Origin of the sequence: Gaiella sp., assembly GCF_035710885.1 — a bacterium.
GTDB lineage: Bacteria > Actinomycetota > Thermoleophilia > Gaiellales > Gaiellaceae > Gaiella.
Map to the genome: position 1 here is coordinate 118,150 of NZ_DASTCS010000002.1, position 26,120 is coordinate 144,269.

Consider the following 26,120-nt stretch of genomic DNA (forward strand, 5'->3'; position numbering starts at 1 on the left):
CGATCGTACGCCGTGATGCCAGAACGTCGCGAAGCGGTTGGAGGGACGCTCGTCGTCGGCGGCGGCTTCGCCGGCGCGTACGTCGCGCGTCTGCTCGGCAAGCGCGGCGCGACGATCGTCAACCCCGACAACTTCATGCTCTATACCCCGCTGCTGCCCGAGGCCGCGGCCGGAACCCTCGAGCCGCGCCACGTCGTCGTCCCGCTCCGCCAGATGTGCCCGCATGCCGAGCTGCTCCTCGGGCGAGTCCTCGAGCGCGACCCGGACGCACGGACGGTCGTCGCCGACACCCTCGGGGGGACGTACGAGATCGGGTACGAGCGGCTCGTCGTCGCGCTCGGCGCGGTGACGCGCACGTTTCCCGTGCCCGGGCTCGCCGAGCACGGACGCGGCTTCAAGGACGTTGCCGACGCGATCGCGCTCCGTAACCACCTTCTCCGTTCGCTCGAGTCCGCCGCCGCCCGGCTGGACCCGAAGGAAGCGGCGCACGACCTCGGGTTCGTCTTCGTCGGGGCCGGATACGCGGGCGTCGAGGCGCTCGCCGAGCTGTACGACCTCGCGCACGAGGCCGTCCGCCGGTCGTACCCGACGCTGCGCGGAGTCCCTCAGCGGTGGGTGCTGGTCGACGCCGCGCCGAGGATCCTCTCGGAGATCCCGCGCAAGCTGGGCGAGTACACCCATCGGTACCTGGAGAAGCGAGGGGTCGAGATCCGCGTGGGCACGACGCTCGAGTCGTTCGACGGCGACGAGACGGTCCTCTCCGACGGAACGAGGGTTCCTGCGAGGACGCTCGTCTGGGCCGCAGGGGTGCGCCCCAGCCCGGACCTCGCCAGGCTCGTCGTCCCGCTCGACGAGCGAGGCCGGGTCACGGTCGACCCGACGCTGCAGGTGACGGGCACGAGCGACGTGTGGGCACTCGGGGATTGCGCGGCGGTGCCGAACACCCGGACACCGGACCGCTTCGATCCCCCGACCTGCCAGCACGCCCTTCGGCAGGCGCGCCGGCTCGCGAAGAACCTCAAGGGGCCACCGCGGCCGTACGGCTATCGCATGCTCGGCCAGGTCGCCACGCTCGGACGCTACCGCGGGATCGCAGAGCTGCCCGGCCTAAGGCTCCGGGGGTTCCTCGGCTGGTTCGTCGCGCGGACGTACCACCTGTATGCGCTGCCGACCTTCCGCCGCAAGATGCGGGTCGTCGCGGACTGGACCGTGGCGCTCTTCTTCCGGCGCGACATCGTGGAGCTGTCGGCGCTCGGACGCCCCCACGAGCTCGGGCCGTAGTCGGTGCTCAGCGAAGCGACCGCATCGCGGTGCCCAGCGACTGACCGCCCTCGAGCACGCGTGCAAAGAGATCCCCCTCACGTGCCACGCGCTCGAGCACCGCGTCCATCGTGAACGCCGCCGGGTCGAGGCCCGACCGGACCTCCTCCCAGCGGAGAGGTGTGGACACCGGCGCACCGGCTCGCGGACGCACCGAGTACACCGACGCGGTCGTCTTCCCCGGTCCGTTCTGGTTCGCGTCGACCAGCACGCCCTTCCGCTTGGCCTTCGTCCACTCGGTGGTCACGAGCCCGGGGTGCGCGCGGGCGAGAGCGCCGGCGACGATCCCGGCGAACTCGCGCACTGCGTCGAACCCGTGCCGCCGGGTGATGGGGACGAGCACGTGGATCCCGCGGGAGCCGCTGGTCTTGGGGACCGACTCGAGCTCGAGCACGTCGAGCGTGTCCCGCACGAGCAGCGCCACCTCGATCACCTCTTCGAAGGTCGCCCCCTCGGACGGGTCGAGATCGAACATGACCCAGTCCGGACGGTGCGGCTTGTCGACGCGGGACGCCCACGCATGCATGTCGATGCAGCCCATGTTCACCATCCACAGGAGGGCGAGGTCGTCGTCGACGAGCGCGTAGTCGATCGTGCGCTGCTCTCCCTCCCGCGTGGATGCCGGGAACGACGCAGTCTCGATCCAGTCGGGCATGTGCGACGGCGCCTGCTTCTGGAAGAAGCTCTTCCCCTGCCAGCCGTCGGGGTAGCGCTTCATCGTGAACGGCCGCCGGCGCAGGTGGGGAACGAGCACCTCCGCGACGTCGCGGTAGTACGCGAGTAGCTCACCCTTCGTGATCCCCTCCTCCGGCCAGAACGGCTTGTCGAGGTTCGTCAGAGCGAGCGTCCGTCGACCGCGGTCGATCTTCGTGGCCATGGCAGGGCGTTCCACCGGAACGTCGTCGCGCAACCCAAGGAAGACCGGGGCGCGCAGCCGTCCCTCGCGGGTCCGCTCGGCGAAGACCACCTCGGCGGCCAACACCGGCTCGACCCAGGTCACGTCCGAGGCGCGGACGCGTGGCATCCGCGGGGTGTCCACGAGGGGGCTCGTGGGGCGCTCGAGCGGCCGGAGCGCATCGAGCAACCTGTCGACGTCACCGTCTCCGATCCCCGAGCCGACGTTCCCCGCCCAGTGAAGGCCGTCGGGCTCGCGGCGCGCGAGCACGAGCGCGCCGAGCTTCCCGCGCTTCCCCGTCCCGCGCGTGTAACCCGCGATCGGCAGGTCGTCCTGCTGCCGCACCTTGACCTTCTGCCATTCGGGCGTCCTCCGGCCCGGGCGGTAGGGGGCATCCGCGCGCTTCGCGACGACTCCCTCGAGCCCCTGCTCCCGCGCGACCTCGAGGAGCGCATCGCCGTCCGCGAAGGCGGGTGAGAGCCGCACCGTCTCGATCGTCGGGTCGAGCAGCTCCTCGAGCATTCTCCGTCGCTCCTCGAGCGGCCGATCGTAGACCGGCTCCTCGTCGAGCTCGAGCAGGTCGAAGGCGATCAGGACGAGCCGCCCGGATCCCGACTGGAGGGCCTCGAAGCGCGTCGCGCCGGACTCGTCCAGGGCGCACACCTCGCCGTCGATCACCGCGGAGGGCGACCTCACGGCGTACACGACCGCGCGGGCGACGTCCCGGAAGCGCTCCGTGAGGTCGGTGCCGTTCCGGCTGGTCAGGGTCGCCTCGCCACCTCGCACGGTGACGAGCGCGCGGTACCCGTCCCACTTGGGCTCGTAGAGCCAGCCGCTCCCCTTCGGGAGCGTCTCCGCCAATGTCGCCAGCTGCGGGCGGAGCTCGGCGTGTGCACCGCGCCCGCCGTCCTTTCGGAGGAGCAGCCAGTTGCGCTCGTCCCCGTCGAGGCGCGCCGGGACGAGCGTCCAGACCCCGTCGGCGCGCTCGCCGTGGAGCCGGAACGTGAGGCCGCCGTTCCGCTTCTGCTCGAGGAGCTCGTACGTCCCGCGGTCCCAGATCTCGACCGTCCCCGCGCCGTACTCCCCGGCGGGGATGACGCCCTCGAACGACGCGTAGTCGAGCGGGTGGTCCTCGACGTGCACAGCCAGATGACGCTCCCCGGGCTCGAACGGCAGCCCCTTCGGCACCGCCCAGCTCGCGAGCGCTCCGTCCCGCTCGAGCCGGAGGTCGTAGTGGAGGCGCCTCGCGTCGTGCCTCTGGATCACGAAGATCGGTGCAGCGCCCGCCGCCGCGCCGCCGAACGGCTCCGGTGTCCGGCGACGGTCGCGCTTGCGACGGTAGTCGTCGAGGCTCGTCACGCCCCCGATGATTTCAGGACCGCGGTAATCCACAACCCTGCCCCGGTCACCAGGTCTTTACCTCGCCCCCACAGCTTGGGAGAAAGCCCTGGAAACTGCGATTTCCGGGCCGGGGATAAGCCTGTGGATAGTGTGGAGAGCCGGTCGGGACGGTCAGACGTGCGCGAGCACGCCCATCGAGCGGAACTTGGCTCGCCGCGCCCGCCGGAGCTCGTCTGCGGGGATGTCGGCCAGCTCGTCGAGATGGGCGATCACGGCCTCGCGGAGCAGTGCCGCGGCCGCGTCGTGATCCACCTGGGCGCCGCCTTCCGGCTCAGGGACGATCCCGTCGATCACGCGCAGCTCGAGGCAGTGCGCCGCGTCCGGCTTGAACGCCGAGGCGGCCTTCTTCGCCTGGGCGGCGTCACGCCAGAGGATCGACGCGCACCCCTCGGGCGAGATCACGGAGTAGATCGCGTTCTCCTGCATCAGCACCCGGTCGGCGACGGCGATCGCGATCGCGCCACCCGAGCCGCCCTCTCCGATCACGACGGACACCGTCGGCACGGAGAGGCGCAGCATCGCCGCCTGCGACCGCGCGATCGCGCCACCCTGCCCGTGCTGCTCGGCGGCGATGCCCGGATACGCGCCGGGGGTGTCGACGAGCGTGACGAGCGGGAACCCGTGACGGTCGGCGAGCTCCATGGTGCGCATCGCCTTGCGATAGCCCTCGGGGTATGCCATGCCGAAGTTGCGAAACCCCCGCTCCTTGATGTCGCGCCCCTTCTGGTGGCCGACGACGGCGATCGTCCGGCCGTCGAGCGAGCCGAGGCCGGCGACGATCGCCCGATCGTCCATCCGCCCCCGATCACCGTGCAGCTCGAACCAGTCGTCGAGCATCCGTTCGACGTAGTCGAGCGTGTAGGGGCGCTTCTCGTGGCGGGCGAGCTCGACGGACCGCCAGATCTCCTCGTCCGAGGTGTCCTCGCGCAGCCGCTCGAGCTGCCGCTGCAGGCGCTCGAGCTCCGCCGAGAGCCTCGTGCCGCGCAGGAGCTTCACGCCGGACAGCTGCGCGAGGCGATCCCGCAGGCCGAGCTCGGCTTCCTGGGTCACGGCTTCGCTCCGAAGAGGCGCAGCAGCCGGGCGAGCGTGGGCCGGAGCTCTGCGCGCGGCACGACCGCGTCGACGTGCCCGAAGCGGAGGTTCGACTCGGCGAGGCCGAAGTCATCGGGGAGCTTCTCCCGGGTGGTCTGGGCGACCACGCGCGGGCCGGCGAACGACGTCAGCGCGCCCGGCTCCGCGAGGATCACGTCGCCGAGGCTCGCGAAGCTGGCGGTGACGCCGCCCGTCGTCGGGTGGGCGAGCACCGAGATCAGGGCACCGCCCGAGTCGTGGAGCTCGCCGACCGCGGCCACGGTCTTGGGGAGCTGCATGAGCGCGAGGATGCCCTCCTGCATGCGCGCGCCACCCGAGGCGGAGACCGAGACGAGGACGCCGCGGTCCTCCGCCGCGCGCTCGCACGCGCGGGCGAACCGCTCGCCCACGACGCTTCCCATCGAGCCCCCCATGAACGAGAAGTCCATCGCGGCGATCCGGCACGCGTGGCCGTCGATCGCCGCGCGGCCGGTGAGGATCGCATCGCCGAGCCCGGTTCCCGACTCCGCCTCGACGAGACGCTCGACGTAGGGCCTGAGGTCGAAGAAGTCGAGCGGGTCCGCCGAGCGCAGCTCGCCGTCCTCCTCCTCGAAGGAGCCCGGGTCGGAGAGCTGCGCGACCCGCGCGGGAGCCCGCACCGGGAAATGATGGCCGCACTGCGGGCAGACCCGCAAGTGCTCGCTGAGCTCGTCGTCGCGATAGTGGGAGCCGCAGCCCGGGCAGGTGTTCGGGTGAGTGCCGTCGTCGCGCCCGCCGGGGTCCGCGCGCTTGTGCTCGATCGAGACGTCGATGTGACCCGGCGCGGACATCCCGGGCATCTTAGAGCGCGCGGCTCAGAGCCCCGCCGCGACCGCGAACCGCGTGAGCGTCTCCGGCGCGGCTCCCGGCACGAGCCCGGTGATGCCGAGCCCCGCCACCCGCGCCCGCCCTGCGACGTCCCGGATCACGCGAACGACATCCCGGGTGTCGGGGCCGCCCGCCACGGGCATGAAGCTCGGCACCTCGCCCGGCTCGAGGACGTCGACGTCCAGCGCGACGTAGACCGCAGTCGCGCCGCCGAGCGCGCGGGCGAGATCGTCGTCGATGCCTTCCCGGGCGACGTACTCCTCCTCTGGTGTGTCGAGGTCTCGGGCGCCGACCAGAGCGACGTCCGAGCGAGCGACGCTTCCCTCGTCGATCGCCATCCGCAGCGGCATGCCCCAGAGGTTCCCCGACGGCGACGTCGCGGGCGTGTTCAGGTCACCGTGCGCGTCGAGCCACACGACGGCGAGCCGGTCGTGACGCGCCGCGAGCCCGCGGATCGCCCCGATGTGCGCGCAGCAGCACCCTCCGAGGACGAAGGGGCGCTTCGGCAAGCCCGCCGCGATCGCCGCGGACTGCTCCTCCAACGTGTCCCGCTCGACGACGAGTGCCTCGGGGTAGGGCAGCCAGGCGTGCGCGGCTTCCTCCATCGCCGAGCCGCCGACCCCCCAGGCGCGCGGCACCCGCACGAGACCCGCGGCGAAAGCGGCCCCGCAGGAATGACACTCGTAGGCGTCCTCGAAAGCGACCGCCGTCAGCGTCCGGCAGTGCGGGCACCGGGCGCGGAGCGCGCTCACAGCATCCGCTCCCACGTATCCGAGCGGCTCGTGACCCGCATGCCGACGCCTTCGTAGAGCGCGAGCGCCCCGGTGGTGTTCTCGGCATCGACGCCCAGACCGACGCGTCGGCGCCCGATCGAGCGGAAGAGCCCGAAGCTCTCGAGCAGGAGCGCGCGGGCAAGACCCCGCCGCCGCCAGGGCCGGCGTACCGCCAGGATGCTCACCCATCCGAGCGCCTCGTCCTCGCCGCGCGATGGCCTGCTCACGCAGAGCGCGGCGATCTCCCCGTCGTCCTCGACGAGCCGCCACAGGGACGTGTCGTCGCTCGCCCCGAGGTTCCAGGTGCGCCAGTCGGCGAAGCTCTCCGGCACGAAGCCCCAGTGATCGGCGAATGCCTCGACGTACGCGTCGTAGACGGCCCGCTCCTCGCCCGGCTCGAACCCCCGTGACGTGAACCCTCCCGGCCAGACGGGCTCCTGGCCGGGCTGCGCGAGGTCGATCTCCATGGTGAACGAGCTCCGGACGACGCGGAAGCCGTGCCGCGAGAGCACCGCCCTGTATTCCTGGTCAGCCTCGCTGGCCGGCGCACGAAGGCGAGCGCCCGCCTCGCCGAGCTCGTGCGCACGGCGCTCGACCTCCCCCAGGAGCCGCTCGATCACGCGCGGACGGCCGGGGAGGGCGCGGAGGTCGACGTAGACGACCCCGGCGTCGTCGCCGGGCGCGCTCACGTCGGCGTACCCGACGATCCTCCCCTCCTCGAGGGCGAGGAACATGTCGTTGGCCGGATCGAGGTCCTCGAGCGCGAACCACCGCGCGACTCCCTCGGCCGTCTCGTCGGCAGGGCGGCCGCTCGAGGTGGCATGCACGTTCAGGACGTCGGCGATCTCGGCGGCGTCCGCCGGCACAGGCGCGCGCAGCGTGAGCTCAATCACGCGCACGAAGCTCCTTCTGCCAGAGGTCCGCCTGCCAGAGGACGCGCATCCCCGCCTGCTCGTAGAGCCGCGTCGCTCCTGTCGGGTTCTCGACGTCCACGCCGAGCGCGATCGTCGTCTCCCCTGTCTCTCGGAACCGACGGAAGGACTCGTGGAGCAGCGCGAGCCCGAGCCCCCGCCTGCGCCAGGCCGGCCTCACACCGAGGTTGGCGATGAAGCCCCAGTCGCCGTTTCGCTTGGGGTAGTTCCGCGAGAACGCGACGACCTCGTCCCCCGCCCAGACGACCGGTACGAGCGCCGGATCGAAGCCGGACCGACCGAAGACCCGGCCGCGCCAGTCGTCGTACGACAGCGGAACGTAGCCCCACTCGTCCGCGAAGGCCTCGAGCTCGGCGTCGTGGAGCATCGGCCCGTCCCGGTCGGGATCGAGCGGGCGGAGTGTGGTGCCCTCCGGCCACGCCGGCTGCGGCTGCTCGTCCGTGACGTCGACCACCATGCGGAAGAAGCTTCGCACGCGCTCGAAGCGCCGCCCTGCGAACAACATGGGCGCACGCTCGTCGCCGACGAGGTGCGCCGCCTCGAGCACGATCCGCTCGCCGGCGGGCCAGCTGGGCCTGAGCTCGAGCGCGCGCTCCTCGAGGAGGCCGAGCACGCGGCCGCCGACGCCGCGGCCCGTGAGCTCGGGGTGCACGTATCCGTCGCCGATGAACCGCCCGCCCTTGCGGTCGAGCAGATGTGCGACGCCCGCGATCCGGCCGTCGAGCTCGACGAGCCACGCGTCGTGGGCGAGGTCGAGCTCGTCCCACTCCTCGCGAAGCTCGTCCGCGGTCCAGTCGGAGTCTCCGAAGACCGCGACGTCCGCGGCGCGGAGGAGCGCGAGCGTCTCGTCGAACCGGGCGGGTGTAGGGCGCACGACGTGCATGCCGCGCAGCCTACGAACGCGCCGCGGCGGAAGTGGTGCGGGCATCCGTACGCGCCTCGATCTGCGTACCGTGCGGAGGTGTCGCGGTCGACGATCCGCCCTCTCACCCGAGGTGACTGGCCCGACGTCGCTCGGATCTACGCCGAGGGGCTCGCCACCGGAGTTGCCACGTTCGAAGTGGACGTTCCTTCCTGGCCGGTGTGGGACGCGGGCCACCTCCGGGCGCCGAGACTCGTCGCCGAGGCGGATGGAAGGGTCGTCGGGTGGCTCGCGGCCACGCGCGTGTCGTCGCGCGACTGTTACCGCGGCGTCGTCGAGCACTCGGTGTACGTCGACGGGCGTGCACGCGGCCTGGGCGTCGGCAGGGCACTGCTCGAGCGGTTCGTCGCGGAGGCTCCGGACCACGGGATCTGGACGATCCAGACGTCGATCATGGCCGGGAACGCGCCGAGCCTCGCTCTGCACGAGTCGGTCGGCTTCCGTGTCGTCGGGCGGCGGGAGCGAATCGCGCAGCGCGACGGCGTGTGGCACGACACCGTGCTCCTCGAGCTCCGGCTGCCGTAGGGGCGACTGTCCGTGTCAGACACCGGTCGTTGTCAAGACGGCCACGCGGGACGTGTTCGATCAGTCCGCACCCCCCGGCTCTCGGCGCCCCGTTCGGCGTGACTACGAGGATCGCGCCCTGTGGACGAACTGGTGCTGAATCGACAGGGTTTGGTCTTGACAGAACACGGTGTCTGACACCGATCTCGTCGCGACACGTGCCGCCGCCCCTCCCGGGAGCGCTCGGCGTGTGGCCCGTCAGCCCGTCCAGCGCCGGAAGACGACGCACGCGTTGTGCCCGCCGAACCCGAACGAGTTGGAGACGCCGATCTCGACCTGCTCCTGCCGCGCCGCGTTCGGGACGTAGTCGAGATCGCACTCCGGGTCCGGAACCTCCTGGTTGATGGTCGGCGGCAGGACGCCCCGTTCCAGAGCCAGGATCGTGAACGACGCCTCGACCGCGCCCGCGGCTCCCAGGCAGTGCCCGGTCGCGCCCTTCGTCGATGAGACGGGTGTTCGGATGGCCTTCTCCTCGCCGAGCGCGAGCTTGATCACGCGGGTCTCCGCGCTGTCCCCGATCGGGGTCGACGTCCCGTGCGCGTTCACGTAGCCGACCTCGTCCGGCGTGATCCCGGCGTCCGTGAACGCCATCTCCAGCGCGCGCGCGGGGCTGTCGCCCGTCGGGTCCGGGTCGGACACGTGCGTCGCGTCGGAGGAGACCCCGTAGCCGAGCAGCTCCGCGTAGATCTTCGCGCCGCGCGCCTGCGCACGCTCGAGCTCCTCGAGGACGATCATCGCCGCCGCCTCCCCCATCACGAACCCGTCCCGCTCGAGGTCGAACGGCCGCGAGGCGCGCTTCGGATCGCCGTTCCGGCGCGAGATCGCCCTCATGGCTCCGAATCCCGCGATCCCGACCCGAGAGACGGGAGCCTCCGTGCCGCCGCAGAGCATGACGTCGGCTCGGCCCAGCCGGATCGCATCGAGGCCGTCGCCGATCGCCATGTTCGACGCAGCGCACGCGGTGCACTCCGAGAGCAGGGGGCCCTTCGTGCCGAGCTCCATCGAGACCCAGCCCGCGGCGAGGTTCGGGATGATCTGGACGATCGAGAACGGGTTGACCCGGTCGGGCCCACGCTCGTCGAGCACCTGGATGCACGCCTCGAACGACTTGAGCCCACCGATGCCCGTCGCGACCGCGGCGCCGATCCGCTCGGCTTCACCCGCGATGTCGAGACCTGCGTCCGCCTCCGCCTGGCGCGCCGCGGCCAGCGCGAGGTGCGTGAACCGGTCCATCCGCCGCGACGCCTTGTAGTCGACGTAGTCCGTGACGTCGAGATCCTTCACCTCGCAGGCGAAGTCGACCGGGAACCCGGTGGTGTCGAACTGCGTGATCTTCGCGGCCCCCGACTCGCCGGCGACCAACGCCGACCAGCTGTCCTCGACGGTGTTCCCCAGCGGGCTCACCATCCCGAGGCCCGTTACGACGACCCGGCGCCTGCCGTTGCTGCTCGCGGCCGCCACGCTACATCCCCAGCCCGCCGTCGACGTGGAGCACGACCCCCGTCACGAAGCGGGCCTCGTCGGAGCAGAGAAAGCGCACCGAGCCCGCGACGTCCTCCGGGTCTCCGAGCCGGCCGAGCGGCGTCGCCGACAGCATCGTCTCCTTCGCCTCGTCCGGTAGGACGTCGGTCAGCTGCGTGGTGACGTAGCCGGGCGCGACGACGTTCGCGCGGACGTTGCGGCTCCCGAGCTCGCGGGCGAGGGACTTCGTGAACCCGATGATCCCGGCCTTCGACGCCGCGTAGTTCGTCTGGCCCCAGTTCCCGTGCACGCCGACGATCGAGGAGATGTTCACGATCGCTCCCGCGCGCTTGCGCATCATCCCCCGTGCGGCCGCGCGGCAGGTGTAGAAGACCGATGAGAGGTTCGTGTCGATCACCGAACGCCAGTCCTCATCGCTCATCCGCACGAGAAGGCCGTCTCGGGTCAGGCCCGCGTTGTTCACGAGGACGTCCAGCTCGCCCGCAGACTCGACGAGCGTCCGGGCCGATCCGGGGTCGGACACGTCGGCCTCGACGGCCCTGCCGCCAACCTCCGTGGCGACGGCCTCGGCCTCCTCGCGGCCCGTCCGGTACCCGACGATCACATCGGCGCCTGCGCGGCCGAGCTCGAGCGCGATCGCACGGCCGATACCCCGTGAGCCCCCCGTGACGAGGGCGACCTTCCCCTCGAGCGAGGCGAACGTCGTCACGACGCGGTCAGCGTCTCCCTGGCCTTCTCGAGGCTGGCGAGGTCGTTGACCGAGATGGTCCGCACGCCGCGGTCGATGCGCTTGACGAGGCCGGAGAGGACGTTGCCGGGCCCGATCTCGACGAAGGTCGTGACGCCTCCGCGGACGAGCTCGCCGGCCGCCTGCGTGAAGCGGACGGGCGCGGTCAGCTGGTCGACGAGCAGAGAGCCGAGGCGCTGGGCCGGCTCGATCTTCGCGGTCACCGTCGACATGAAGGGCGTGACGGGGTCGGTGAACCGGACCCGGTCGATCGCCGGCTTGAGCCGGTCGGCCGCGCGTGCGACGAGCGGGCTGTGGAACGCACCCGACACCTTGAGCCGAATCGCTCGTCGCGCGCCGAGGCTCTCGGCCTCGGCGCAGCACTCCTCGACCGCCTCGTTCTCCCCCGAGACGACGATCTGCCCGGGGCAGTTGTAGTTGGCCGGCCAGACCCCGAGGATCTTCCGGCAGAGAGTCTCGACGAGCTGATCCTCCAGCCCGAGGATCGCCGCCATGGCGCCGGGGCGCTGGCGGGCAGCCTCGGCCATCGCAAGCCCGCGCTCGCGCACGAGGGCGATCGCGTCACCGTCCGACATCGCGCCCACGGACGCGAGCGCCGCGAACTCGCCCACGGAATGGCCGACGACGACGTCGGGCCGGATCCCCGCCCCGCGCACCGCGGCCAGGATCGCCAGGCTCGTCGTGACGAGGGTCGGCTGTTGCACCTCCGTCTCGACGAGCTCCTCGAGCGGGCCCTCGAAGCAGAGGTGGGCGAGGTCCATGCCCGTCACCTCCGAGCCGAGCCGGTAGACCTCCATCGCCTCGGGGACTGCTTCGGCGATCTCCCGTCCCATCCCGACCTCGAGCGAGCCCTGGCCCGGGAAGCAGAACGCGACCTTCGTCATGCCCGGCTGCCTTCGGGATCCGGGTTGGAGGACCTGGGTCGCGTCGACACGCTGCACCTCATGTTGATCCCTTCTGTCACGCAGCAACCAGCCCTTCTAGCCTCGACCGCCGGAGGTGGGCGAGGCAGTCCATTCGAGGAGCGCGGAGCCCCACGTCAGCCCGGCCCCCATGCCGGTCATCAGGACCAGCGCACCGTCGCGCAGCCGACCGTCCGCGCGCGCGTCCGCGAGCGCGAGAGGGATCGACCCGGACGACGTGTTGCCGAACCTGTCCACGTTCACCACCGTTCGCTCATGGGGGACGCCGAGCTTACCGACGGCATGGTCGATGATTCGCTTGTTCGCCTGGTGTGGGACGTACACGTCGACCTCGCCGACCGTCCTTCCGCCTTCGGCGAGAACCGCCTCCGCTGACGAGACCAGTACCCGCGTCGCGAACTTGTACACCTCGCGGCCGTTCATCCTGAGCATCGACTCGGGACGCTCGAACTTCCTCGAGCCGCTGCCCGGAAGCTGGAGATGGACGCCTCCTCCGCCGTCGGCGCCGAGCTCGAAGGCGAGAAAGCCGCCCCGCTCGACCGGCTCCATGACGACCGCGCCCGCACCGTCCCCGAAGAGGACCAGCGTCGAGCGATCCTCCCAGTCGAGGATGCTGGAGAGCACGTCGCCCCCGACGACGAGCGCGCGTCGGGAGAGCCCGGACGCGAGCATCCCGTACGCCTGCACGATCGCGTAGACGAACCCGGTGCACCCGGCGAGTAGGTCGTAGGCGGCCGCGTTCGACGCGCCGAGCGTGTCGGCCATCAACGCCGAGCTCGTCGGGAACATCATGTCGGGCGTGACGGTGGCGCTGATCAGGAGGTCGATCTCGCCGGCCTCCACGCCGGCGTCGGCCAGGGCGGCGCGGGCAGCGGGCAGCGCGATGTCGGTGAGGGCCTCGCCGTCCGCCGCCATGCGGCGCTCCCTGATCCCTGTCCGCTCCATGATCCACTCGTCGGACGTGTCGACGTGCCGGGCGAGCTCGTCGTTCGTGACGATCCGCTCGGGCACGTGGACCCCGAGGCCCGTGATCCCGATCCGCTGGCCGTTGGCCGATCCGATCATCCGGCGTGAGGGAACCCGTGGTTCCCCCACGAGCCCCCTCCTTCCTCCGTCGCGCACAGGACATCGGACTCCGGCCTCCTGGCCGGCAAAGGCGGCCTCCGGACACGAAGGCCACGGCACGGGATACCGCTCGAGATCTCTGTCATCGATCCACCGCGAAGGTCAGGGTGCCGCGGGCGGCGAGGTCCTCGCCGACGCGCGCCGTCGCCTTGCCGCGGCCGACCGGGCCGCGCACCTGCTCGATCTCGCAGGTGAGCTCCAGCGTCTCCCCCGGCGAGACGATCCGCTTGAACCGGCAGTCGTCGATCCCGGCGAAGAACGCGATCCGGCCCCGGTTCTCCTCCTCGGCGAGCACGGCGACCGCGCCCGTCTGGGCCATCGCCTCGACGATCAGGACGCCCGGCATCACCGGTCGGTCGGGGAAGTGCCCGGAGAACCACCAGCCGTCCTCGGGCACGCGGTAGGAGGCCGACACGCGCTCCCCGGGCACGAGCTCGAGCACCTCGTCGATGAGGAGGAACGGCGGCCGATGCGGGAGGATCGACTCGATCTCGTCACGCCCGAAGGGCGGGGTGGGTGCCACGCGGCGAGTGTACTGCGGACGGCTGCCGACCCGGCCGTCAGCGCCGGAGCACGGACTCGTTCCCCGCGGCGTCCCGGGCCGTGACGACGAGCGTCCGCAGGCGCTCGATGCGCGGGATCCGGTGCGTTCCCGCGGCTGCAGCGCGAATCGTCCGGCGCGCGCCGTTGACGCGGGCTCTCAGCGTGGCCGCCTCCGACACCCACACCCGCGGAGGCTCTGCGGACACCACGCGCACGATCGGCGCCGTGGCATCGAGCAGGAACGGCACCTCCGCCTTCGCCGTCGCCAGCCCGTCGGACGCCTCGACGGAGACGACGTACGACCCGTCCCGCGCCTTGCCGAGCCGCTTCCGGCCGTCCCAGGTCACGATGCGCTCGCCGGGCTCGCCGGCGCCGGCGAACGGCGTCGCGACCCAGCGCCCCTCCCGGAGGATCTTCACGGTCACCGTTGCCGGGACGGTCAACGGCACCGTGATCGCGAGCGCGTCGCCGCGGCCGTCGCCGTTCGGCGTCATCGCCTCGGTCTCCAGCCTGACCCGGCCGAGCGTCCGCGTGACCGTGACCGGGACGTCGACGGTGGCCTCGCGCCCACCCGTCGCGTTGGCGGCGACATGGACGACATACGCGCCGTCCGCAAGCTCCTTCCCGTCGAAGACGATCGTCCGCGGGCCTGCGCGACGCCAGCGCCGGGACTCGAGCTCGGCCACGATCGCTCCGGCGGAGTCCAGCACGGTCACCGTCACGTTGGCGTCGGCGCTGAGCGTGAACGAGACGGTGGTCGCATCCGACTGGCCGTCGCCGTTCGGGGAGATCGTCGCGGGCACGGCCTTCACCTCGGCCAGGCGCAGGGCCGTCGCGGTGGCGGTGGCGGCGAGAACCCCCTCCGCGGGGGTCGCGCCGGGCGACTCGATCCGCCAGCGCGCGTTCGCCGGGATCGGCGTCCCCGGCGCCCACGTCCAGTCGACCGCCACGCCCGTTCCCGCTCCGCGGCCGAGCTCGGCGCCGACGCCGTCGGTCACGACCGCGCTCCACGGAAGCGCGGACGACAGTCGCGCGGTGAGCCGGATGCCGCCCAGCGGGTCGGACGTCGCCGACGGTGAGTAGAGCTTTGGCAGCCCCAGCGCCGCCACCCGCCGCGCGATCCCGGGAAGCTGTGTGTAGAGCCGCTCGCCGGGGCACGTCGTGAGCCCGGTGTCGCGGTGGCCGGAGACGGCGCGCAGGAAGACGGGGATACCCGCGCCGAAGCGCTCGTTCCCGGAGGAGATCCCGTTGAACGTCGAGAGCGCGTCGACGTGCGCCGCGTCGAGCCGCCAGGCGAGTGTCCTCACCAGCGCGTCGACGGCGGCCGCCGGCGGGTCGGCCCCACGGAAGTCCCCCATGACGGCGATCCCGAACGAGCCCGTGTTGAACCCCCGAGCGTGAGCGCCGACGACGTTGCGGTCGACGCCCCCGTACCGTCCCTCGTACACTGTCCCGTAGCGGTCGACGAGCGCGTTGTAGCCGATGTCGTTCCAGCCGTTCCCTTCGACGTGGTAGAGCTGGATCGCCCGCACGACCGCAGGTGCCTGCAGGCGCGTGTACGTGTTCGTCCCGGCCGTGTGGTGAACGTGTGCCATGCGCAGCGTGTCCGCGTACACCGGCTTCGCCCTGCGAATCGCCTCGTCGGCCTGCCAGCCGCTGCGGGGCACGATCTTCGGCACACCCGCGGCGGAGGTCGTGCGCAGCGGCACCTTCGACACCGGGCTTCGCACCGTGAGCGCCCGTGCGCGCGTGACACGTCCCACGGCGCGCACCTCGAGCCCCACGGCGCGACCGACCCAGACGGGAGCCGACAGGCGCCAGCCTCTTGTCGCACCGGACTCGCGGCTGCCGCGGTCGGGAGCGTCCCCGTCGTGCTCCCGCACCGGCCGCCAGGGTGACCATCGCCCTCCGGCGCCGAGCACCCTCAGCTGGAGCCGGCCGGGGCCCTGCCAGTGCACTCCCACGAGGTCGAACGCCGTCGTCGTGCGCGTCGCGCTGAGCGTTCGCTCGCCGTCGAGCGCGAGCTCGCGAACCTCGAGCGAGGCCAGGCCCGCCGTCGCCGAAGCGGGAAACAGGGCCGCGAGCGCCGCGGCGATCAGGAGGCGGGGGGTCATCGGGTGTCGACCAGCGTGACGCAGCACGCCTTCTCCGGCAAGGCCGCCGACCCTCCCCTCACGGAATACTTACGCCGGGTCGGCCGCAGAGAGACGCCGCACGCCCGTTGCTACAGTCGAATCGACGTGGACACGCGCCCCGTGCGAGCGCTCTGGTGCCTTCTCGCGGCGGGCGCCGCCGCGGTTCTCGTCGCGTTGCCGGCGGCGGGCGCCGACGTCAACCGCGTGCGGGTCGTCGAGTTCGACAACGACGTCAACCCGGTCACGCAGGACTTCCTCCAGGACGAGATGCACCGAGCCGAGGAGGAGCAGCTGTCGGCCGTCGTGATCGAGATGGACACCCCCGGCGGTCTCGGCTCCTCGATGCGCGAGATCGTCAAGACGATGCTCGCCCTGGAGATCCCGGTCGTGGTCTACGTCGCCCCGCCCGGGTCGAGCGCCGACTCTGCGGGCGCGGTGATCGGCCAGGCGGCCGACATCCTCGCGATGGCGCCGCAGACCAACATCGGCTCGTCGACGCCCATCTCGGCCACGGGCGAGGACCTGGGCGAGGACCTGCGCAAGAAGGTGATCAACGACGCGGCGGCGTACATCGCCGAGCTCGCGCGCGAGCACGGGAGGAACGCGGACGCGGCCGAGGCGATGGTGCGCACCGCAGCCAACTACGGCGCGCGCGAGGCGCTCGAGCGCGGCGTCGTGGACGTGATCGCGCCCAACGTGCCGGCCCTGCTGGAGCAGATCGACGGCCGCAAGACCGTCCCCAAGGGCCTCGTCCTCCAGACATCCGGCGCATCCGTCGAGCGCGTCGAGATGGGTGCGTGGAAACGGGCTCTCGACCTGCTGATCGACCCGAACGTGATCGCGCTGATGCTCTCGCTCGGGCTCGTCGGGATCCTCGTCGAGCTCTGGAACCCGGGCCTCGTCCTCCCCGGCACGGTGGGCGTGATCTCGCTTCTTGTCGGGCTCTACGGCCTCCAGGTGCTCCCGGTCTCCGCGGCCGGCGTGCTCCTGATGCTGGTCGCGGCCGGCCTGTTCGTCGCCGAGGCCTTCGTGGTGAGCCACGGCGCGCTCGCGCTCGCGGGCGCCGTGACGTTCGTGATCGGCGCACTGATGCTGTTCGACCCGGCGGGCGAGGCCTACCAGGTGTCGCTCTGGACGGCGATCGGGATCGCCGCCACGCTCGCGCTCCTCCTCGGCTTCGCGCTGAGCCGCGTCGTCAGGGCGCGTCGCAACCCCGTGGAGGTCGGGATCGGCACGCTCGTCGGGGGCGAGGCGGTCGTGCGTCGCGACGGGTGGGTGACGGTCTCCGGCGAGCTGTGGCGCGCCCGCTCGGCGGACGGCGGGCAGCTGGTACCCGGGCAGCACGTGACCGTCGAGGCCGTCGAGGACGACCTCGAGCTCGTCGTAGGATCCCAGCACCCGACCGAAAGGGCCTGATGTCCACCGCGTTCATCGTCCTCGTCGTCATCGTCATCCTGCTGATCGTCGTCCTCTTCGCGACGGTCAAGATCGCGCGCGAGTACGAGCGCGGTGTGATCTTCCGGCTCGGGCGGCTGCTCCCCGAGCCGAAGGGGCCGGGGCTCTTCCTGCTGATCCCGGTGATCGACCGGATGGAGAAGGTCGACCTGCGGACGGTGACGCTCAACGTCCCGCCGCAGGAGGTGATCACGAAGGACAACGTCCCCGTGCGCGTCAACGCAGTCGCGTACTTCCGGATCGTCGAGCCGAAGGCCGCGATCGTGCAGGTCGAGAACTACATGGTCGCGACCTCCCAGATCGCGCAGACGACCCTCCGCTCGGTGCTCGGCCAGCACGTCCTCGACGAGCTCCTCTCGGAGCGGGACAAGATCAACCAGATCCTCCAGTCGATCATCGACGAGGCGACCTCGCCCTGGGGCATCAAGGTCTCGATCGTCGAGGTCAAGGACGTGGAGATCCCGGGCGACATGCAGCGGGCGATGGCGCGTCAGGCGGAGGCGGAGCGCGAGCGGCGCGCGAAGGTCATCTCGGCCGAGGGCGAATACCAGGCCTCCGAGCGGCTGAAGGACGCCGCGGCGGTGATGGCGCAGCAGCCGATCACGGTACAGCTCCGCTACCTGCAGACGCTGCTCGAGATCGGGGCGACGAACAACTCGACCGTGATCTTCCCGATCCCGATCGAGTTCCTGGAGACCCTCGGGCTCCAGAGGTCGAAAGAGTCGTAGTGCCGCTCAGGAGCCCGGGGGACTAGGTGCGGGCGCTCGTCGGCGTCCTCGTCGTCGTGCTCGTCCTCGCACCGCTGGCCGCCGGCGTGCTGCGCGGGCTCCGGCGGGTCGCCTGGACCGGGCAGGTGGAGGAGACCGGGAGGAGCGCGGTGCAGAACCTCGTCGAGGGCCTGATCGTGCTCGCGATCGTCGTGATCGGCGTGGTGATCCTCGTCGCGCTGCTCGACTGACGGGCGTGGCTCGGCCGCCCGGCCGCTACGCCGTCCCGTCCGGCGGGGTGGTGTCCTCGCCGGGGGGCGCGGAGACCTCGTCCTCGGCGGAGGTGACGAGGGCCGCTTCGATGAGCTCGTCGGCATCGGCATCGTCCGCGCCGACCACCGGTGCGAGGCTCGAGACCTGCTCGCCCTCGCGGAGCCGCATCACGATCACGCCCTGCGTAGCACGACCCGAGCGCTTGATGCCGTCGACGGGCGTCCGGATCACGGTGCCCCCGTCGGAGATGAGCATCACCTGGTAGCCCTCCCGGACGATGCGGGCGCCGGCGAGACGGCCCTTTCCCTCCACCAGCTGCGCGGTCTTGACCCCCATCGTGCCGCGGCCCTTGACCGGGTACTCGGAGACGCGGGTCCGCTTCCCCCAGCCGTTCTCGGTCACGACGAGCAGGTCGGCGTCGTCGGAGGCGATGTCGACCTCGATCACCTCGTCCTCGCCTCGGAGCTTCATCCCGGCGACGCCCGAGGCCGGGCGACCCATCGACCGGACGTCCTTCTCCGAGAAGCGGACCGCCTGGCCCATGCGAGAGACCATCAGGATGTCGTCGTTCCCGTCGGAGAGCCGCACGCCGATCAGCTCGTCGTCCTCGCGCATCCTGAGCGCGATGATCCCGTCGGCCTTGAGCGGTGTGTTGTACTCGAGGAACTCCGTCTTCTTGACGACGCCCTTCTTCGTCGCGAAGACGAGGTACTTCGCCTCCTTGAAGTCGCGCGTCGCGATCACCGCTCGGATCAGCTCGCCTTGACGAACGGGGAGGAGGTTGACGATCGCGCGGCCCTTCGACTGCCTGGAGCCGAGCGGCAGCTCGTGGACCTTGAGCCGGTACACCTTGCCGACGGTCGTGAAGAAGAGGATGAAGTCGTGCGTGGAGGCGACGAACAGGTGCTCGATGTAGTCGTCGTCCTTCATGTCCATCCCCATCACCCCGATCCCGCCGCGACGCTGCTCGCGGTAGGTGGTGACGGGCAGCCGCTTGATGTAGCCCGACCGCGTGATCGCGATGACCATGTCCTCCTCGGCGATCATGTCCTCGAGCTCGAGTGCGTCGTCGCCGGCGACGATCTCCGTCCGGCGGTCGTCCGACTTCCCGTAGATCTGCTTGACCTCGAGCAGCTCCTCGCGGATCAGCGCGTCGATCCGCGCCGGATCCCCGAGGATCGCGCGGAGCTCGGCGATCCGCTCCTGCAGGTCGGCGTACTCGTCCTCGATCTCCTTGCGGGCGAGCCCGGTGAGACGGGCCAGGCGGAGATCGAGGATCGCCTGCGCCTGCTCCTCGGAGAGGGAGAACGTCTCGATCAGCCCCGTCCGGGCCTCGTCCGTGTCGGCCGAGCCGCGGATCAGGGCGATCACCGCGTCGAGGTTGTCGAGCGCGATCAGGTAGCCCTGGAGGATGTGCGCGCGCTTCTCCGCCTGGCGGAGCTCGTACTTCGAGCGGCGCGTGACGATCTCGCGCTGGTAGTCGAGGTAGTACCGCACGAGCTCGAGCAGCGACAGCGTCCGCGGGACGCCCTCGACCAGCGCGACGGCGTTGTAGCCGAACGTCGTCTGGAGGGCCGTGTGCTTGAAGAGCTTGTTGAGGACGACCTGCGGGATCGCGTCGCGCTTGAGCTCGATCTGGATCCGCATGCCGGTCTTGTCGGAGTGGTCCGCGAGGTCCGAGACCTCGGTGATGACCTTGTCGTTGACGAGGTCGGCGATCTTCTTGATCACGCCCGAGTCGCCGCCCTTCTTGACGCTGTACGGCAGCTCGGTGACGACGATCGCGCTCTTGCCGCCGCGCAACTCCTCCACGTGCGCCCGCGCGCGCATCACGATCCGCCCACGCCCCGTCCGGTAGGCGTCGCGGATGCCGCTGCGGCCGACCACGATCGCGCCGGTGGGGAAGTCCGGCCCCTTGACGTGCTTCATCAGCTCCTCGACGTTCGCGTCCGGCTTGTCGATCAGCTTCACGACGGCGTCGACCGTCTCGCCGAGGTGGTGCGGCGGGATGTTCGTCGCCATGCCGACGGCGATTCCCGTCGAGCCGTTGACGAGCAGGTTCGGGAAGCGCGAGGGGAGCGTGGTGGGCACCTTGCGCGACTCGTCGTAGTTCGGCCCGAAGTCGACCGTGTCCATGTCGATGTCGCGGAGCATCTCGGTGGCCAGCCGCGTGAGCCGGCACTCCGTGTAGCGCATCGCCGCCGGCGGGTCGTCGTCGAGCGAGCCGAAGTTGCCCTGCCCGTCGACGAGCGGGTAGCGGAGCGAGAAGGGCTGCGCCATCCGGACGAGGGTGTCGTAGATCGCGGAGTCGCCGTGCGGGTGGTAGTTGCCCATCACGTACCCGACGACGTTGGCGGACTTCTTGTAGGGCCGGTTCGGCTGCATCCCCGACTCGTGCATCCCCCAGAGGACGCGGCGGTGGACGGGCTTCAGCCCGTCGCGGGCGTCGGGCAGCGCGCGCCCGACGATGACGCTCATCGCGTAGTCGAGGTAGCTCGAGCGCATCTCCTGCTCGAGCTCGCGCGGCTCGATCCGGCCCGCCCCGAGAGGCTCGATCACGTCAGACATCTAACGTGGGGGAACCCGTGGTTCCCCCACGAGCCCCCTCCTTCCGGGTTGCGCATGGCTCGACCTGAGCTGGCCTCCCGGCCGGCAAAGCCGGCCTCCGGCCCCGGTGGCAGAGCGCACCGGCCACCGTCGAGAACGTGTTCGTCCGAGTACGGCGCTGCCTATACATCGAGGAAGCGGACCTCCCGCGCGTTCTGCTCGATGAACTCGCGGCGTGGCTCGACCGCATCGCCCATCAGCATCGTGAACACGGCGTCCGCGGCCGCTGCGTCCTCGACCTCGACGCGGAGCAGCATCCGGTTCGCGGGGTCCATGGTCGTCTCCCAGAGCTGCTCCGGGTTCATCTCGCCGAGCCCCTTGAAGCGGCTGATCTGCATGCCCTCCTTGGCCAGGTCGAGCGCGGCTGCGCGAAGCTCGGAGAACGTCTCCGCGGTCGCCTGCTTCTTCCCGTAGGTCAGCGTGTACGGCGGCAAGCCCACGACCTCGGCGGTCTTGCCGTAGGCGCGTCGCAACGCTGCGTAGGCGGGGTCGCCGAAGAGGGCCGCGGGCACGTCGACGAAGCTCGCGGAGCTCGTCTCCATCTCGGTCACCTTGACCCGCAGGGTCTCCGCGACGGACTCGGCGATGCTCAGCTCGTAGCCGTTCTGCGGCAGCCCTCCGACCAGCTTCTCGAGGTCCGCCGTGTCGGCGGTCTCGCCCTCGACGATGCGGTGCTCGACGACGAACGCCGCGGCGTGCCCGTGGTCGGAGGCGAGCTTGGCCTGCCAGGCCTCGACGTCTCCCAGCTCGCGCGTGAGGCGGTTCCAGCGGGCCTCTGTGAGCGTGAGCTCGTTGCCCGTCCGGTCGAGGACGGTCATGTCCTTGATCCGCTCCCGGGCGAGGAGCTCCTCGAGCTGGTGGTCCTTCTCGAAGTAGAGCTCCTGGCTGCCGAGCTTGACCTTGTAGAGCGGCGGCACCGCGATGTACACGTGCCCGCGCTCGAACAGCTCGGGCATCGTGCGGTAGAGGAACGTCAGCACGAGCGTACGGATGTGCGCCCCGTCGACGTCGGCGTCGGTCATCACGATGATCCGGCCGTAGCGGATGTTCTCGATCGCGAACTCGTCGCCGAACCCGGTGCCGATCGCGGTGATCATCGCCTGGATCTCGTTGTTGGAGAGCACCTTGTTGATCCGGTTCTTCTCGCTGTTGATGATCTTCCCGCGCAGCGGGAGAATCGCCTGGTACGTCCGGTCGCGAGCCTGCTTCGCCGACCCGCCGGCCGAGTCGCCCTCGACGATGTACAGCTCGCACGAGTCGGCGTCCTTCAGCGAGCAGTCGGCGAGCTTCCCCGGGAGGGACGAGTTCTCGAGCGCGCTCTTGCGGCGCGTGAGCTCGCGCGCCTTGCGGGCGGCGAGCCGTGCCCGCGCGGCAGACACGGCCTTGGTGATGATCTGCTTCGCCTCGGTGGGGTGCTCCTCGAGGAACTCCGCCAGCTTCTGGTTGACGACCGTCTTGACGAGGCTCTCGACCGGCGGGTTGCCGAGCTTCGTCTTCGTCTGCCCCTCGAACTGCGGGTTCCGGAGCTTGACGGAGATGACGGCGGCGAGCCCCTCGCGGACGTCCTCTCCCTCGAGGTTGTCCTCCTTCTCCTTGAGCAGCCCCTTGTCGCGCGCGTAGCGGTTGAGCGTCCCCGTCAGCGCCGCGCGGAAGCCCGAGAGGTGCGTGCCCCCCTCGGTCGTGTTGATGTTGTTGGCGAAGGAGAAGACGGACTCGACGTACGAGGTGTTCCACTGCATCGCGACCTCGACCTGGCCGTCGTCGTTCTCGCCCTCGAAGTAGACGACGTGCTTGTGCACCGGGTCCTTGCCGGAGTTCACGTGCGCGACGAAGTCGCTGATCCCGCCCTCGTAGTGGAACTCCTCGGTCTTGCCGTCCGGCCGCTCGTCACGCAGCACGATCCGAAGGCCCCGCGTCAGGAACGCGGTCTCCCGCAGCCGCTGGGCCAGCGTCGACGCGGAGAACTCCGTCTCCTCGAAGACCTCCCGGTCGGGCAGGAACGAGATCGTCGTGCCGGTCTCCTTCGACTTGCCGACGACCTCGACGTCCCCTTGGGCCACGCCGCGGGCGAACTCCTGGCGGTGCAGCTTCCCGTCGCGGTGAACCTCCGCGACGAGCCACTCGGAGAGCGCGTTGACGACGGAGACGCCGACGCCGTGGAGGCCGCCCGAGACCTTGTAGCCGTCCCCGCCGAACTTGCCACCCGCGTGGAGCTTCGTCAGGACGACCGTCAGGGCGGAGAGACCCTGCTCCTCCATCACGTCGACCGGGATGCCGGCTCCGGCATCGCGCACGGTGATCGAGTCGTCCGGGTGGATGGTCACGTCGACGCGGTCGTTTCGCCCCGCGAGCGCCTCGTCGACGGCGTTGTCCACGACCTCGTAGACGAGATGGTGGAGGCCGCGCAGGCCCGTCGAGCCGATGTACATGCCGGGCCGGAGGCGGACGGGCTCGAGGCCCTCGAGAACGGTGATGTCCTTACCGGTATAGGCGGTTTCGGTCACGTGCCTCCTGAACGAGAAAATGCCTGCAAAACGATGGTTTTGCGGCGTCTTGGAAGTATATCAGACACCACGGTCGGTGCGGGCCGCGGCGAGGCTAGCGGCAACCGCTCGACACACCGCTTCACGAAGCTCCGGATCCTCGATCGCGGCGCTCAGAGAGGCCGCCTCGGCCTCCTCCGAAGCGGTGGGGGGAGGAGGAGTCGCGGCGGGCAGGGCCTCTGCGCCCGGGGAGGGCACCGGGCCCGGCGCAAAACGCAGGGCGGGCGGGGTGGCATCCCCGATCGCAGCGCGGAGCTTGGCCCGCACCTCCTCCTCCATGCGCCCGAGCTCGAAGGCCCACGTCGCAGACACGGTCGTCACGTGGAGCGTCCCGTCCCGCGCGAGACGTTGCGGCCAGGCCGAGCGCGCGATGCCCTCGCCGACCGCTCCGGGCCACGCGCGCGTCACCTCGGCGAGCACGCCTGCGTCCGGAACGCCCGCGCGGCGGAGCGCGCCGCGAACCGAGCCGTCCAGCCGCTCCATCAGGCGGGGCGCACCTCCCCCGGGGTCACCGCGAGGAGCTGAGCGGGCGCGAGCGGGAGCGCTTCGGCGCCCGTCGCCGTGACCAGGGTCTGACCCGCGAGGCCGAGCCGTGCGCTGAGCAACCTCCGGCGGTCGGCGTCGAGCTCGGAGAGCGCGTCGTCGAGCAGGAGGAGCGGTGCCACCCCGCCCTGGCCCGCGAGCAGCTCGGCCTCCGCCAGGAGCAGCGCTAGGACCGCGATCCGCTGCTCTCCCTGGGAGCCGAACGTGCGCAGATCACGATCGCCCGCCGCGATCCGGATCTCGTCGAGATGAGGCCCGAGGCCCGTCGTCCCCCGCTCGAGGTCGCGGGAGAGCCGCTCGTCGAGAGCCTCTCGCGACGGCGGCTCGATGTCGTAGCCGAGTGTTGCCTGCTCGAGACCGAGCTCGGACGCTCGCTCCTCGAACACCGGGGACAGGAGCGAGAGCACGCGCGCCCGAGCGTCCACGAGTTGGCCGGCGAGGGCGGCGACCTGGGCCGTCCACGGGTCGACCGTGGTCACGTCGGAGAGCCCCGCGGCGACGCGACGCAGCGCGGCGTTTCGCTGGCCGAGCGCGGCTCCGTAGGCCGTCGGCAGATCGGCCCGCGCGGGCAGGGCGCGGACGAGGACGCGGTCGAAGTATGCGCGCCGCGCTGCCGGTCCTCCTTTCACGACCGCGAGCCGGTCCGGCGTGAAGACGAGGGTGTGCGCACGGGAGCGAAGCTCCTCGGCAGACGCGACCGTGGCGCCGTTCAGCCGGATCCGCTTCGAGTCGCGGACGGAGAGCCGCACCTCGGTCTCGACGCCGACGTCACCCCTCCGGCCGGCCACGCGCGCCAGGCCTTCCTCGGCGCCTCGCCGGACGATCTGCGCGTCCTGGCGCGTGCGGAAGGAGATCCCCTGCGTCGCCACGTGCACCGCCTCGAGCAGGTTCGTCTTCCCGGCCCCGTTCGGCCCCGTCACGAGCACGAGCCCGGGCTCGAGCGCGAGCTCCAGCCGCGGGTACGAGCGGATGTCCCGGAGCGACACCTGGCTCACGATCAAGTCGTCTTGCTCTTGTCCGCTGCGCTTTCCCGCGAGACGTGCGCCGCGTGGGCGTGCCGCACTCTCGCGGCCCGCCTAGCCGGCGAGGCGGATCGGCATGATCAGGTACCAGAAGGCGTCACCCTCGGCGCTGATCAGGCCCGGTCGCAGCGGGTTGATCAGCTTCAGCTGCACGCCCTCCGCGGTCACCGACTCGAGCCCTTCGCGCAGGAACTCGGCGTTGAAGCCGATCTCGAGCGCATCACCCGCGTAACCGACGGCGAGCGACTCGCGGGTCTCGCCGACGTCCTGGCTCTGCGCGGAGATCACGAGCTCGCCCTCCGAGAACCGCAGGCGGAGCGGCGTGTTCCGCTGGGCCATCACGCCGGCGCGACGGACGGCCTCCAGCAGCTCGGCGCGGTTCAGCTCGAGCTCCACGTCGAACGTCTCCGGCTTGAGCTGCGCCACGTTCGGGAACTGGCCGTCGATCCGCCGGCTCGTCAGCCAGGCGTCACCCGCACCGAAGATCACGTGGTTCTCGTTCACGCCGAGCTGCACGTTCTCGGCGCCCGCCGCCACGCGCCCCAGCTCGTCGAGCGCGCGTGCGGGGATGATCGCCTCGAGCTCGGGGCCGGCCGACGAGAGCTCGGTCTCCTTGACCGCCATGCGGTACGAGTCGGTCGCCGCCATCGTCAGCCTCGAGCCTTCGAAGCGAACGAGGATCCCGGTCAGCACCGGCCGCGACTCGTCTCGCGAAGCCGCCCGCGAGACCCGTTGCACGGTGTCGAGCAGCGACGACGCCTCGATCTCGTGGAGAGGCACGTCCACGGACGGCAGCCGCGGAAAGTCCTCGGCCGCGAACACGTTCATGCGGCCCGAGTACGAGCCCGACTCGATCGACGCGACCCCGTCCTCCGCACGGTGCGCGATCGTCACCTCGTTGGCCGGCAGGAGCCGCACGACGTCGCCGAGCAGCTTCGCAGGGACGACGATCGCTCCCTCGCCCTCCACCGTTGCCGGCACCGTGGTGCGCAGCGAGATCTCCATGTCGGTGGCCTCGAGCTCCAGGAGGCCATTGCTCGCCCGGAGCAGCACGCCCCCGAGAACCTGGACGGCGCCCCGCGACGAGGCCGCACGGGAGACGAGCGCGAGCCGGCTCGCGAGATCTTCACGGTCGACGACGACACGAATGTCCGAGCCGACCGCGATGTCGGTTTCCATCATTTCTTCTCTAAACCTTTCGTCGTAGTCCATAGGGAGTGTGGACGACGGGGAAGACGGAGGGAAACCCAGCTCTCATGCGGGATCGGG

At 71.0% G+C, this 26,120-nt stretch carries 22 protein-coding genes; 5 read left to right on the top strand and 17 right to left on the bottom strand.

The window, feature by feature from the left end; genetic code table 11:
- Positions 1–15 precede the first annotated feature (15 nt).
- The gene (locus tag VFO26_RS00675) at positions 16–1,281 is read left to right on the top strand and encodes an NAD(P)/FAD-dependent oxidoreductase (RefSeq protein WP_325112937.1); all 1,266 of its coding nucleotides are present in this window, start codon (positions 16–18) and stop codon (positions 1,279–1,281) included.
- Positions 1,282–1,288: 7 nt separating this feature from the next.
- Here the strand turns inward: VFO26_RS00675 and ligD are convergent, their stop codons facing one another.
- The 6 genes from ligD to VFO26_RS00705 form a co-directional block, all read right to left on the bottom strand.
- Positions 1,289–3,574, bottom strand: coding sequence for a DNA ligase D (gene ligD / locus VFO26_RS00680; protein WP_325112938.1), 2,286 nt, complete (start codon positions 3,572–3,574; stop codon positions 1,289–1,291).
- A 153-nt stretch (positions 3,575–3,727) separates the two neighbouring features.
- Positions 3,728–4,666 carry an acetyl-CoA carboxylase carboxyltransferase subunit alpha gene (locus VFO26_RS00685; RefSeq protein ID WP_325112939.1) on the bottom strand — a complete coding sequence of 313 codons (939 nt, stop codon included), beginning with the start codon at positions 4,664–4,666 and terminating at the stop codon, positions 3,728–3,730.
- Positions 4,663–5,517: an acetyl-CoA carboxylase carboxyltransferase subunit beta gene (locus VFO26_RS00690; protein WP_325112940.1), complete on the bottom strand. Its 855-nt coding sequence runs from the start codon at positions 5,515–5,517 to the stop codon at positions 4,663–4,665. The genes VFO26_RS00685 and VFO26_RS00690 overlap by 4 nt, the downstream gene beginning before the upstream one ends.
- A 24-nt stretch (positions 5,518–5,541) precedes the next feature.
- Entirely contained in the window at positions 5,542–6,306 is a 765-nt protein-coding gene (locus tag VFO26_RS00695; RefSeq protein ID WP_325112941.1) for an arginase family protein, read from the bottom strand.
- Entirely contained in the window at positions 6,303–7,220 is a 918-nt protein-coding gene (locus VFO26_RS00700; RefSeq protein WP_325112942.1) for a GNAT family N-acetyltransferase, read from the bottom strand. The genes VFO26_RS00695 and VFO26_RS00700 overlap by 4 nt, the downstream gene beginning before the upstream one ends.
- The gene (locus VFO26_RS00705) at positions 7,213–8,142 is read right to left on the bottom strand and encodes a GNAT family N-acetyltransferase (protein ID WP_325112943.1); all 930 of its coding nucleotides are present in this window, start codon (positions 8,140–8,142) and stop codon (positions 7,213–7,215) included. Before VFO26_RS00705 ends, VFO26_RS00700 begins: the two co-directional genes overlap by 8 nt.
- 78 nt (positions 8,143–8,220) lie before the next feature.
- Between VFO26_RS00705 and VFO26_RS00710 the strand changes: the two genes are divergently transcribed.
- Positions 8,221–8,706: a GNAT family N-acetyltransferase gene (locus VFO26_RS00710; RefSeq protein ID WP_325112944.1), complete on the top strand. Its 486-nt coding sequence runs from the start codon at positions 8,221–8,223 to the stop codon at positions 8,704–8,706.
- Between the two features lie 237 nt (positions 8,707–8,943).
- Here the strand turns inward: VFO26_RS00710 and fabF are convergent, their stop codons facing one another.
- From fabF to VFO26_RS00740, 6 genes are all read right to left on the bottom strand, one after another.
- Positions 8,944–10,206: a beta-ketoacyl-ACP synthase II gene (fabF, locus tag VFO26_RS00715; protein ID WP_325112945.1), complete on the bottom strand. Its 1,263-nt coding sequence runs from the start codon at positions 10,204–10,206 to the stop codon at positions 8,944–8,946.
- A gap of 1 nt (position 10,207) precedes the next feature.
- On the bottom strand, positions 10,208–10,936 hold the full coding sequence (gene fabG, locus VFO26_RS00720) for a 3-oxoacyl-[acyl-carrier-protein] reductase (RefSeq protein WP_325112946.1): 729 nt from the start codon (positions 10,934–10,936) through the stop codon (positions 10,208–10,210).
- Positions 10,933–11,859 (bottom strand): ACP S-malonyltransferase, encoded by a 927-nt coding sequence (fabD, locus tag VFO26_RS00725; RefSeq protein ID WP_325112947.1) that lies wholly within the window; start codon positions 11,857–11,859, stop codon positions 10,933–10,935. The genes fabG and fabD overlap by 4 nt, the downstream gene beginning before the upstream one ends.
- 96 nt (positions 11,860–11,955) lie before the next feature.
- A complete protein-coding gene (locus VFO26_RS00730; RefSeq protein WP_325112948.1) occupies positions 11,956–12,963 on the bottom strand; it encodes a beta-ketoacyl-ACP synthase III in 1,008 nt (335 codons plus the stop codon).
- Positions 12,964–13,105: 142 nt separating this feature from the next.
- A complete protein-coding gene (gene fabZ, locus VFO26_RS00735; protein ID WP_325112949.1) occupies positions 13,106–13,546 on the bottom strand; it encodes a 3-hydroxyacyl-ACP dehydratase FabZ in 441 nt (146 codons plus the stop codon).
- Positions 13,547–13,583: 37 nt separating this feature from the next.
- Entirely contained in the window at positions 13,584–15,680 is a 2,097-nt protein-coding gene (locus VFO26_RS00740; protein WP_325112950.1) for an N-acetylmuramoyl-L-alanine amidase, read from the bottom strand.
- A gap of 126 nt (positions 15,681–15,806) precedes the next feature.
- Between VFO26_RS00740 and VFO26_RS00745 the strand changes: the two genes are divergently transcribed.
- Genes VFO26_RS00745 through VFO26_RS00755 form a run of 3 tightly spaced genes read left to right on the top strand, consistent with a single transcriptional unit; the run spans position 15,807 to position 18,114 of the window.
- Positions 15,807–17,117 carry a nodulation protein NfeD gene (locus VFO26_RS00745; protein WP_325112951.1) on the top strand — a complete coding sequence of 437 codons (1,311 nt, stop codon included), beginning with the start codon at positions 15,807–15,809 and terminating at the stop codon, positions 17,115–17,117.
- The gene (locus VFO26_RS00750) at positions 17,117–17,884 is read left to right on the top strand and encodes a slipin family protein (RefSeq protein ID WP_325112952.1); all 768 of its coding nucleotides are present in this window, start codon (positions 17,117–17,119) and stop codon (positions 17,882–17,884) included. The genes VFO26_RS00745 and VFO26_RS00750 overlap by 1 nt, the downstream gene beginning before the upstream one ends.
- A 26-nt stretch (positions 17,885–17,910) precedes the next feature.
- On the top strand, positions 17,911–18,114 hold the full coding sequence (locus VFO26_RS00755; protein WP_325112953.1) for a hypothetical protein: 204 nt from the start codon (positions 17,911–17,913) through the stop codon (positions 18,112–18,114).
- Positions 18,115–18,139: 25 nt separating this feature from the next.
- On the opposite strand, the gene gyrA is transcribed toward VFO26_RS00755, so the two are convergent.
- The 5 genes from gyrA to dnaN all read right to left on the bottom strand — a co-directional run bounded on the left by gyrA (position 18,140) and on the right by dnaN (position 26,030).
- Positions 18,140–20,695, bottom strand: coding sequence for a DNA gyrase subunit A (gene gyrA / locus VFO26_RS00760; protein ID WP_325112954.1), 2,556 nt, complete (start codon positions 20,693–20,695; stop codon positions 18,140–18,142).
- A gap of 170 nt (positions 20,696–20,865) precedes the next feature.
- A complete protein-coding gene (gyrB, locus tag VFO26_RS00765) occupies positions 20,866–23,247 on the bottom strand; it encodes a DNA topoisomerase (ATP-hydrolyzing) subunit B (RefSeq protein ID WP_325112955.1) in 2,382 nt (793 codons plus the stop codon).
- A 60-nt stretch (positions 23,248–23,307) separates the two neighbouring features.
- Positions 23,308–23,769: a DUF721 domain-containing protein gene (locus VFO26_RS00770; RefSeq protein WP_325112956.1), complete on the bottom strand. Its 462-nt coding sequence runs from the start codon at positions 23,767–23,769 to the stop codon at positions 23,308–23,310.
- On the bottom strand, positions 23,769–24,824 hold the full coding sequence (gene recF / locus VFO26_RS00775) for a DNA replication/repair protein RecF (protein WP_325112957.1): 1,056 nt from the start codon (positions 24,822–24,824) through the stop codon (positions 23,769–23,771). The genes VFO26_RS00770 and recF overlap by 1 nt, the downstream gene beginning before the upstream one ends.
- Before the next feature lie 81 nt (positions 24,825–24,905).
- A complete protein-coding gene (gene dnaN / locus VFO26_RS00780; protein ID WP_325112958.1) occupies positions 24,906–26,030 on the bottom strand; it encodes a DNA polymerase III subunit beta in 1,125 nt (374 codons plus the stop codon).
- Positions 26,031–26,120: the final 90 nt, after the last annotated feature.